General features: G+C 70.2%; 2 protein-coding genes. One reads left to right on the plus strand and one right to left on the minus strand.

All coding sequences use genetic code 11. The features are described from left to right. The first annotated feature begins 252 nt into the window (after nucleotides 1-252). Nucleotides 253-840 carry a DUF4124 domain-containing protein gene (locus DBR34_RS06430; RefSeq protein WP_181393917.1) on the plus strand — a complete coding sequence of 196 codons (588 nt, stop codon included), beginning with the start codon at nucleotides 253-255 and terminating at the stop codon, nucleotides 838-840. Between the two features lie 36 nt (nucleotides 841-876). On the opposite strand, the gene DBR34_RS06435 is transcribed toward DBR34_RS06430, so the two are convergent. Next, a partial coding sequence (locus DBR34_RS06435) for a UvrD-helicase domain-containing protein (protein ID WP_258223710.1) occupies nucleotides 877-2,874 on the minus strand: 1,998 nt, incomplete at its 5' end.

The raw sequence follows: 2,874 nt of genomic DNA on the forward strand, positions 1-2,874 counted from the left end.
GCGCACCCTGCAGCTGGCCGGTCTGCGCGGACGGCGGTGCGTCGCCAGGCGGGGTCTTCGCCCCACCGGGCAGCGGCAAGGCCAACGTAATCAACAGTGCCAGCGAGATCGATCTGCGCATCGCGGTTGTCCTGGTGGGCAGGGCTGTCTGGCTGGAGCATAACCGCACGCACGAATCGGGACGACGGTACTGGTGCGTTCGCGCGCCCGCGGTCAAGAATGGTCCTCCAACGAGCACGGCGGAGTGCATTCATGGACGGAAAGCAATGGTGGGGCTTGGCGCTGGCATGCGCGGCCGGTGCGTTTGCGGCGGCAGCCCCTGCCCAGGCCCAGGTGTACAAGTGCACCGGCAGCAAGGGTGAAACCGTGTACGCGCAGCAGCCGTGCGGCGCCGGCGCCAAGGAGGTCACCGTACGCGCGCACCGGGCGGCCACCCGTACCCCGGGCGAGACCGCAACGCAGGCGGCGGTATTCCGTTCCACGGACCTGTCCGATGCCTCCATTGCCGAGCGCAACTGCATGAACGCAGCGCAGTCGAACATCCAGGGAGCGGCCGATCGGCGCATCCAGACCTACCAGCGGCAGGTGGCCGCGCTGAATCAGCAGCTGGGCCACACCGATGAAGATGCACTGGCCGCGGCCACGCGCGAGGCGGGCGTCCGCGCGCAGGTGGCCAGCCTGGAGCAGTCGATCAGCGCCGAACGCCGCAGTGCGGACAACAGCCTCACCACGGCACAGCAACGCTGTTCCGAGCAGCGGCGGGATCGTGAGGCGAGCATCGAGCGCAAGTACGCACCGGAGCGCGCGCCAAGCGACACCGCCATCGACGGCCTTCGCTAGCGCGGCTTGGCGGCGCCGCATCCGGCAGGCGGCCCGTCAGCGCGTGACGGGTCCCGCTGGCTGGCGCGGCTTGTACTGGCATCGCGGATAGCCCGAGCAGGACTGGAAGCTGCCGTAGGCACCCGTGCGCTGCACGATCACCCCGCCATCGCAGGCCGGGCAGGGCTGTTCCTGGATTGCCTTGCCATCCAGCGCTGTTACCTGCACCGCGCCGTCCTGCACCAGTTCGGTGAGGAACGCCGAGCGCCGGCCGCGCACGCTGAACATCGCCACCGTGCGCCGCGCGCGGGTCAGGGCCACGTAGAACAGGCGGCGCTCTTCACCCAGCGGCCAGGTGTCGGCGTGGGGCATGGCCAGCGCCAGCACCGGGTCGTCGGCGCGGGTGTTGGGGAAGCTGCGCTCCAGCATGGCCGGCAGGATCACCACATCGGCTTCGGCGCCCTTGGCCCGGTGCGCGGTCAAGAAGCGCACCTCCAGCTGCTGGCCAAAGCGCGCCTGCCAATCGGGCGGCACGAGGGCGCGGTCGGCGTTGTACCGGCCCAGCACGAACACCGACAGCTTGCCGCTGCGTCCCGGTGCGCGCTCGCCACTGAGCAGCTGGCGCTGCAGCTGCTGCAGGTACTGGCCCACGGCATCGCGCAGCTGGTCGCGGTTGGCGACCTGGAAAGCCTGCAGTGCCGGTCCCTGCGCAGGGGTCTGCGACCGCACCTGCTTGCCGATCTGCGCCGGGTTCCGGCTGATGAAGCGGCTGGACACATCGCACAGCGCCTGCGGGCAGCGGAAGGTCTGCTCCAGCTTCAGCACCTGGCCGTGCCCGAACCAGTCCACGAAACCGGTCATCACCGACACATCCGCGCCGGCGAACCGGTTGATCGACTGCCAGTCGTCGCCCACCGCGAACAGGTGCCGGCCCGGCGCCTGCACCAGCGCCCGGCACAGACGCGCACGGGCGCGCGAGGCGTCCTGGAATTCATCGGCCATCACCAGCTGGTAGGGCGATGCATGACGCCCACTTTCCAGCAGCTCGGCGGCCTGGTTGAGCATGTCCTCGAAGTCGATGGCATGCTCGGCCGCCAGCGCGTCGTCCCACGCCTGCAGGATCGGCGCGGCCAGCGCCAGGAACAGGCGATGCCGGTGCTTGAACTGGTCCTCGGGCATCGCACGCAGGCGCTGCGCCATGTCCTCCACGTCCAGCCCGTTGCTCTTTGCATGGCTGATGAAGGTGCGCACCAGCCCGATCAGCTCGGCATCGGGCATGGGCCGCGCGCCACTCTCGGGCAGCGCGCGGTCGGGGTTGGGGTCCAGCAGCACCCCGTGCCTGCCCAGCGCCTGGCCGAGCAGGTCGAACAGCGCGCCGCTGCGCAACGCGGCCGAACCGGTGTGAAGCGTGTCGGCGCGGTCGCGTGTGGTGGCGTCCTGCGTGCCGCTGCGATGTTCGTGCCGCAGTGGAGTACCGGCGTAGTGGAAGCTCGCAGCGCCGGCCACGTGGCGATCGGTGCCGGGGTCGAAATGATCACCGCGTTCGTAGCGGTAGCCCACCCCGTTGTAAAACAGCCAGTCGGCCACCAGGCAGGCCTCGATGTCCTGCACGCGCTCGCCGTTGAGGCTGTGCACGTAGCCGCGTCCATCGGCCTCCCAGCCATCGGCGACGGGCGCGCTGCCCTGCGTGACCAGATCGCGCCCGAACACCAGCCGGAACAGGTCCCACTGGGTCCGGAACGCGTGCGAGCGGTCCTTGAGCTGGTCCACCAGGTCGGCCAGCCGCTCCAGGCCCTGGCCGGCGTCCACCGCCCAGTCGGGCACGTTCGGGAACCTCCCGGTGGCCTGGCCGATGATCTGCCGGCCCAGCGCGTGGAAGGTGCGCGCCTGCACGCCATCGCCGTCCAGTCCCAGCCGTTGGAAGGCCTGGTCGGCCCGCTGCTGCAGTTCGCTGGCAGCCTCCTTGTTGAAGGCCAGCATCACGATCTGCTCGGCGGCCACCAGGCCACGGTCCACGGCATAGGCCGCCTTGGCCACCATCGTGGCGGTCTTGCC

It is taken from the genome of Stenotrophomonas sp. HMWF003, assembly GCF_003061285.1.
In the GTDB taxonomy this organism is placed as follows: Bacteria; Pseudomonadota; Gammaproteobacteria; order Xanthomonadales; family Xanthomonadaceae; genus Stenotrophomonas; species Stenotrophomonas maltophilia_AP.